Annotated in this window: 6 protein-coding genes and 1 pseudogene; 3 read left to right on the top strand and 4 right to left on the bottom strand. The window is 40.8% G+C overall.

The window, feature by feature from the left end:
• The 4 genes and pseudogenes from B7C60_RS18040 to B7C60_RS05990 all read right to left on the bottom strand — a co-directional run.
• A pseudogene (locus B7C60_RS18040) lies at positions 1–436 on the bottom strand (glyceraldehyde-3-phosphate dehydrogenase); the annotation flags it as partial.
• A gap of 691 nt (positions 437–1,127) precedes the next feature.
• Positions 1,128–1,601 carry a dCMP deaminase family protein gene (locus B7C60_RS06000; RefSeq protein WP_099610873.1) on the bottom strand — a complete coding sequence of 158 codons (474 nt, stop codon included), beginning with the start codon at positions 1,599–1,601 and terminating at the stop codon, positions 1,128–1,130.
• An 871-nt stretch (positions 1,602–2,472) separates the two neighbouring features.
• Positions 2,473–3,372: a cation diffusion facilitator family transporter gene (locus B7C60_RS05995; RefSeq protein WP_099610872.1), complete on the bottom strand. Its 900-nt coding sequence runs from the start codon at positions 3,370–3,372 to the stop codon at positions 2,473–2,475.
• Positions 3,373–3,549: 177 nt separating this feature from the next.
• On the bottom strand, positions 3,550–4,428 hold the full coding sequence (locus B7C60_RS05990) for a LysR family transcriptional regulator (RefSeq protein ID WP_099610871.1): 879 nt from the start codon (positions 4,426–4,428) through the stop codon (positions 3,550–3,552).
• A gap of 174 nt (positions 4,429–4,602) precedes the next feature.
• On the opposite strand from B7C60_RS05990, the gene B7C60_RS05985 reads away from it, so the two are divergent.
• The 3 genes from B7C60_RS05985 to ectB all read left to right on the top strand — a co-directional run.
• Positions 4,603–5,184 carry a class I SAM-dependent DNA methyltransferase gene (locus B7C60_RS05985; protein WP_099610870.1) on the top strand — a complete coding sequence of 194 codons (582 nt, stop codon included), beginning with the start codon at positions 4,603–4,605 and terminating at the stop codon, positions 5,182–5,184.
• A gap of 518 nt (positions 5,185–5,702) precedes the next feature.
• Positions 5,703–6,257: a diaminobutyrate acetyltransferase gene (ectA, locus tag B7C60_RS05980; protein WP_170887272.1), complete on the top strand. Its 555-nt coding sequence runs from the start codon at positions 5,703–5,705 to the stop codon at positions 6,255–6,257.
• Positions 6,258–6,268: 11 nt separating this feature from the next.
• Positions 6,269–7,419: diaminobutyrate--2-oxoglutarate transaminase (ectB, locus tag B7C60_RS05975; protein WP_245868675.1), on the top strand; the 1,151-nt coding region annotated here is incomplete at its 3' end.

Below are 7,419 nucleotides of genomic sequence, written 5' to 3'. Positions count from 1 at the left end.
TCAGTAGGGGAGCCAGTAATCGGCCAATACGGCCAAAACCATATAAAACCACGGTTTTAGGCTGATGGATTGTTTCGCCATTTAATACTTCTCGAAGTGTGGTCTGTAAATAATCTTGTAACGCATGTTGATCATCATGCTGTTGCCAGTATTGATGGGCGAGTTGGCCAAGATCGATTCGGCAAGGCGAAACGGTCATTCTAGCAAGGGATTCTAAAAGTGGCATGCTTTGCTCAAGTGCTAAAGACGCCCCGATATAGCGTCGTGCGACTCGGTGAGTTTTAATAATATCAATGGTTGTCGCATTAACCAGCGTTTTACCAAAGAGTAGAATTTCAACGCCTTGCTGGCGATAGAGTTGGCCAATTAGAGGCGGCATAGATTCAGCAATTGTTTGGCTGACTTGCCAGTCTAAAAGATATTTTTCTGGACTTATTTTCACTTGGGGACCTTTCACGTTTTGTTGAGCACTATGTTCATTGCTATAACGTATGAACATGAGAAACATTTGTTCTCTCTTGCTTGAGTTGCCACGTTGCTGGAGAGATTGCTTTTCACTTGAACCTTGGTGATTTCATATTGAAAATAGCCGGTTTACACCGATCACAACATCAACTCATTTGAACAATTAAGAGAGACAATCTCTATTGTGTTTGATATCGAGTTATTTGTTATTTGTTATTTTTATGTGTCGGCATTGTAATCTCCTATCAGTTATTCTGCTAGGGAAATTAATAACCCTATTTTTCGCTTATTTTTATGTAATATATAGTGGATATGGGGGAGAATGGCTAATATGACGGGATTGACAACGTTAATAAAAGAGACTTATTTCGTATTAATAACGTGTCATATCTTATGAATCAGTGAAATATGAATGCATTATTTCAACAAAAGTGTGATTTGAATTTGTTTTTAATCTGAAAAGGTAAACAAATAGATGAAAAAAAATACAAGTTTTGACTTGTTGAGAAAGTTACCAGAAATCAAGTTGAAGGAATGACTGAGACTCAAACGGAGGTAAAAAAGAAAGCGACGGAGTAGGAGAACTTCGATAAAATGACTGCACGAGATTAAAAGGTAACCACATTGAGCGTACAAACTCAATGTGGTGTTTAATAATCACATTAAACTTGAGAGGTGTGGATGTCACTAATCGGTTTAAGCTCTTTAATGGGCAACCAATTTACTTTAACCCCCGCTTGCAAAAACATATCTTGGCTGACCTTAATTTTATCTCCCCAACGAGAGAGAAAATCCTCAGATTGCTCCGGGCAATGAACCGCAGAAATACCTGTTTGGATAATTTTAGCGGCACAATTCGGGCATGGAAAATGGGTGACATAGATTTCACAGCCATCTAAATCACGCTTAGCAAATAAAATAGCATTTTCTTCTGCATGTAAGGTTTTTAAATACTTCATATCGCGATCATCGGTATTCGCACTGTCTGAAATGCCGTGTGGATAGCCATTAAAGCCAACAGACACGATACGATTATTTTTAGTTATGACGGCACCGACTTGAGTGGATGGGTCTTTACTCCAAGAGCCGACTAATTCTGCCATTTGGTAAAAGCGTTGTGCCCATTTTGAAATCATGGTGTGGTTTCCTTAACAAAGAGTCAATCGCAATGTGATCGGTAACTGAAGTGCTCATGATCCGTATTTTTATTCATAGAGTCTAGAGAAATTTAGTGTGGCTAATTCGAATACTCTTTTTATTATGATATCCCCTTCCTACCTGCAACTCCAAGTGGTTTGGGTATAGGTGAGGGCATAGAAATGAGATCTCCACCAAGGTTTCTTGTGGATCATAAAAATGACAAAAGGTTATTATAGGATTTATATTGTGCGAGATCTCTTACATATTGTGTAAGAAATTGGTGGTTGATAGCAATGGAAATGAACTGTTTGTTATTTAACTGATTGTTTTAAATGTTATTTTTTTTGGCTTATTTTAAGGTTTCGTCATTTTATTTTTTCGCTAACTTGCAGAAAAATTAGGATAACGTAACGTTTAATTGTCGGCAGGAAGCAGACACGGAACAGGAAAGGCCCAAGGATTGGTCATCTTCAGGAAGAAGATTCGATAATTCAGGATGAATTATCGGCATGGAAAGCGAACAACATTAGCTGGAAGCGACTAACGAGGATGGTTATTACGGAAGGTTAATGCAGATCTTAATGGAATAAGGAAAAATGCTGTCAGGACGACAGGAACAGGACACCGCTAGGAAGGCGATGAAAGGGATTGTGCTAAAGGATTTAGCTGACTATCAAGGAATAGATGCAGGGAGCACCTATCAGTAGCCGGATTGCTGCGAGCAAGAATAGAACCCCACTAGGCGTAAGCTTAGTGGGGTTTCTTTATTTTAGGCTTTACACCAGTGATTTCAATGCGGTTTTTGTTGTTGTCCTGAGGTAACCGCTCAATATTAAAAATAAACCCGCTATGAGCGGGTTTATGCAGTTAACGAGTGACATTGACGGTAATTTGCAATTTCAGCGGTAAATTTGATAAACGCTTTTCAAGCGTACGACGCGTGTGTTCAATATCTTCAACAAGAATAACACCGCAGTCCTCTTCTGGATAAAGATCAATATCGACCCATAGTTCGGGGCCTACTTTAGTCAGTCCGGCTAATTCAATATCCTGTTCTGATTCTTTGCCTGCAGCGATGACGCTTTGATCTACGGTTTTACAAAGCTCCTTGCTAGGAGCCATGAGAAAAATTTCTCGTAATGCTGATTTAACCATCCCATATGGTACTTTTAAGAAATAAAAGGACATAGCAAGCATCATTAAAGGATCGGCATAAACAGCATAGTGAGCGAAAGGAGAAATACTTACGCCTAACGCAACAATGAAACCAGCTGTAACCGCAACACTTAGTAGTGTATCCATTTGCCATTGTTTGACTTCTGCGGAGATTAAGCCAGAAGCGTACCGTTTGCTTAGCTTGGCCATATACCACCAAGCGAAGCCACAACCGATGACATTAATCGCACCAAATAAGGTCGCAATCGATGGATCAACTTCTCGTCCACCAGTGAGCAAGGAGCTGACCGCCGAATATAAGGAATAGGATACAAGCATTAAGATCACGATTCCCTTTATAGCTATCACCGCCGGTTCAAATAATGCTCGTCCAAATGGAAATTGATGGTCTGAGGGTTTTCGAATAGAGCGAGCTGCGATGAGCGACAATAATGTTAACAGTAAACTGATTAAAGAATAGACACCATCAAAAACAATAACTAATGAACCTACAAGTAAACCAACAATAAGGCCGCCACCTGCAAATATAGAGGCAATAAGGGCTGAGAAAGTCAATACACGATTTTCATTTAAACTTGTTCGGGCACACATAACACACTATTCCAATAAAAAACTATAGCTATTGTGGCCCAAACTAGGGTTAATACAATGGTTATTTACTACTCACTGAGGCTGAGAGAGGGAAGGTTTATCAAATATCATTATATAACAATAGATTAGATGAACTTTCTAGCGTCATTTATTTTGTCGCTGGCTGCTATTACCGATTTAAAAATCAAATAAATAATCGCTGAGCTTATCAGCAAGCCAAAGCATGGCTGGGTTCTCCGCTCCACCTGTGGTCGTAAACATGCAATAATCTTCTTGAGTTAGTCCATAAGTATGACGGATGACAGTTAATCGTTGTTCGCGTAAATGATGGCGAATCAGTGGTTCAGGTAATACACCCCAGGCACTTTCTGTCAAAATGGTGCCTAGCATATATTCAAAACTTGAAAAACCGATATAACGACGAGAAAACGGTTCTAAATTAGAGTTATCTTGCTCATTAAGATAGACCATCACGGCTTGCATTGATTTTCGTAAATCTTCATCAGTAACAGGCTTTAGTTTTGTCAATGGGTGGTGGACACTACACACTGACATCATCCGAATTTTTCCTAATGGTTGATAACGAATTCGGGGATCATCTAAACGTTCATAATCAACCCCACATGCGAAATCAACTTGCTGCGTCGCGACTAAGTTGGCTAAGTCACCGCTGGATGCAAGTACAATATTAAATGAGGTATTAGGAAATAATTTATTTAAAGAGTGAGCAAGATCTTGCCAAAGTATCTCCGGTAATGAGTCATCTCGAGCAATCCACATTTCTGCGGCAAATTCATCGGAAACCTGGGAGCAGGTATGTTTAATCCGAGTCGCGGTGATGAGTAAACTTTGGCAGTCCTTATAAATCGCTTTTCCGGCTTCCGATAAAGAAACTTGGTTTCCGCTGCGTATAAATAACTCAACCTTTAGTTCATTTTCCAGAGCCTTAATGGCCATGCTGAGTTTAGTTCGGTTGCATTCCAACTGACGAGCGGCTTCGGATACTGAACCTGTATCCGCGATAGTACAAAATGCTTCTATTTGTGACAGATTCATTGCATTCTCAATAAATGAAAAGTGACGATCAGGGTTAGGCCGAAGATTTTGACACTATCTTCGTTAAAATCCTATTTTCTTGATGAAAATTGTACTTAAACGCTATGAAATTTACGCTATTTTGGTTTAATCTTGGCACATTGCCCAACTACAAGAAGTAATACGGAGACCATGATGGTACACGACTGGGACAACTACGCAGCAAATTGGGAAAATGATCCAATCAACCTTGATTTTTCTTATCATGTTTTTCAGCAGCTACAAACAATAACCGTATTTGATGGTAAGCATATACTTGATTTCGGTTGTGGTACTGGGTTACTCAGCCAATATCTCTCCCCTTTGTGTAAAGATATTGTGGCGTTGGATAAATCTGAAGCCATGATCGAAGAGCTGGATAAAAAAGAACTCGTTAATGTTGAACCTGTGGTTGATCACTTAAGTCGTGGGCTGGTTGCCCAACATCCGGCTTTTCGTAAACAATTTGACCTGGTGCTTGCCGCTGCTGTTTGCGGCTACATCTCTAACTTTCAAGAAGCTGCCGATATCGCCTACACCCTGTTAGATGAAGGTGGCCAGTTTATAGTGTGGGATTGGTTATCTGATCATGGCAATTTAGCATATGGGCTCAGTGAAACAGAGATAGTTAATGTTTTAACTCAATCTGGTTTTGCTCGCATCGATGTGTCTTATGCTTTTGATATTCAGACACCTCAAGGCCTTAAAAGCGTGCTGATGGGGCTTGGCCAAAAATAACGGTATTTCTTACATCATACTCAGCAGGCTAAATTTTTCTGGCTGAGTACGGTGATCTGTTTTTCCTCTCTTTTTACGGATTCATAATGACGATACCTAAGCGACTTGCAGTGGTAGATAAGCGGTAAGTGAGTTTATTCCATGGACATAGATCGCCTATGTGATTGGGGTAAACGAACGTAGCCAATACCAATACCGCTACATCTTCAAGTCAGATCTTCAAGTAAGAAAGGGATATACAGGTCTCTGCTTGTTAGGGTCAACAGACTCTAGCAAAGCCTGATCTTTGTTACATCATAAATTTGTCATTTCTCATTCATATAATTGTCATTACATTTACACATCTAATCATTTCTCTTCTCTGATTTATTTTTTTTCATATTTTTTTGTTTAATAAAAACAGATTCTTACATGTTATCTTTCGGTTTTCGTGATCAATAAAGGGTTGAAATTATCCTTTCAGCTGTTAGTTTATAAAAGGAATTTGTTTAGAGTTCTAATTGAATATGTGGCAAACAATGATGACAGCATCACCTTGGGTTGCATACCCAGAAATTATGCAAAACACTCAGGACGAGTGGACGTTTCGTACTCCAAACCGAACAGATGGAAAGCGTGTGCATGATCTTATCGCGCAGTGTTCGCCGCTGGATGAGAACTCCGCTTACTGCAACTTTTTGCAATCGATACACTTTCACAATACGTGTGTGGTTGCTGAACGTAACGAAGAGATGGTGGGTTTTGTATCAGCCTATCGCAAGCCGGATAAGTCGAATGAACTCTTCATTTGGCAAGTCGCCGTGAGTCAAACCGCTCGTGGTATGGGTCTGGCTTTCCATATGCTGAACGAACTACTAACTCGTGATGATCTACGTGACATTACTGTGTTGGAAACCACCATTACCCGTGACAATCAAGGTTCTTGGAGCCTATTTAAGAAACTTGACCGAGCACATGGCGAACGCGGTGAAGTATCAACGTTTCTTGATGAAACCCGCCATTTTCATGGTGAGCATGATACTGAATATTTATATCGCATTCCGCTACATTCACGAACTAACCAACAAGGATAAATCCCATCGCTATGGATATCTTTAAAAAGAAAGAATCAAACGTTCAATCTTACGCCAATAATTTTCCAGTCGTATTTTCTACGGCAAAAGGAAGCTGGCTATATACCAAAGATGGTGATGCCTATTTAGATTTTCTAGCGGGAGCAGGCTCGCTGAACTATGGCCACAATAACGCCATCTTTAAACAGGCATTGCTTGATTATATTGATAAAGACGGTATTACGCATGGCTTAGATATGCACTCAGAGGCGAAAGCAGGCTTTTTACAAGCACTGCAAAACCTGATTTTCTCGCCACGAGGCTTGGACTATAAAGTTCAGTTTACTGGGCCAACCGGAACTAACGCGGTCGAAGCTGCCATGAAGCTGGCCCGAAAGGTCACTGGACGTACTAACATTGTTGCATTCACCAATGGCTTCCATGGTTGTACCTATGGTGCATTAGCGGCGACAGGCAATCAACATCACCGTGGTGGTGCCAGTTTGGGGTTATCAGGTGTGACGCGCTTACCTTATGATGGCTATGCCGATATTGATGGCTTAGCTTTGTTTGAAACAATGCTAAATGATCACTCTTCGGGATTAGATAAACCAGCCGCTGTGTTGCTAGAAACCGTACAAGGTGAAGGTGGACTGAATGCCGCCTCCAAGAGTTGGTTACAAAAATTAGCCAAAATATGTAAGACACATGGCATTTTAATGATTGTCGATGACATTCAGGCTGGGTGTGGCCGTACCGGAACCTTCTTTAGTTTTGAACCGGCAGGCATTAAGCCAGACATTGTCACTCTGTCAAAGTCAATCGGCGGATATGGCTTACCGATGGCAATTGTTCTATTTAAACCCGAGCTAGATGCGTGGAAACCGGGTGAGCATAACGGCACCTTCCGTGGCAATAATCATGCATTTGTGACAGCGACTAAAGCGCTGGAAACCTATTGGGCGAATGATGAGTTCGAGCACCATATCAAAGCGCGTGCTGAACAAGTGACAAATGTGATTCAACAATCGCTTCGTCGCTTCCCAAGCCTATTTACTCGTTTAAAAGGACGAGGCTTGATGCAAGGCATTGAGTGTCAAAATGGCGAGATTTCCAACAAAGTGGCTCGTGAGTGTTTTCGTCTTGGTATGGTGATTGAAACAGCAGGCCCTGATGATGAAGT

This window comes from Vibrio fujianensis (assembly GCF_002749895.1).
Lineage (GTDB): Bacteria > Pseudomonadota > Gammaproteobacteria > Enterobacterales > Vibrionaceae > Vibrio > Vibrio fujianensis.
The sequence above is the reverse complement of the archived record's forward strand: the minus strand, read 5'-3'. Positions and strand labels throughout refer to the sequence as shown.

Excerpts from the sequence above, each read along its gene's own strand:
- B7C60_RS06000 (WP_099610873.1), bottom strand. The coding sequence starts at position 1,601 with ATGATTTCAAAATGGGCACAACGCTTTTACCAAATGGCAGAATTAGTC.
- B7C60_RS05995 (WP_099610872.1), bottom strand. The coding sequence starts at position 3,372 with ATGTGTGCCCGAACAAGTTTAAATGAAAATCGTGTATTGACTTTCTCA.
- B7C60_RS05990 (WP_099610871.1), bottom strand. The coding sequence starts at position 4,428 with ATGAATCTGTCACAAATAGAAGCATTTTGTACTATCGCGGATACAGGT.
- B7C60_RS05985 (WP_099610870.1), top strand. The coding sequence starts at position 4,603 with ATGGTACACGACTGGGACAACTACGCAGCAAATTGGGAAAATGATCCA.
- ectA (WP_170887272.1), top strand. The coding sequence starts at position 5,703 with ATGATGACAGCATCACCTTGGGTTGCATACCCAGAAATTATGCAAAAC.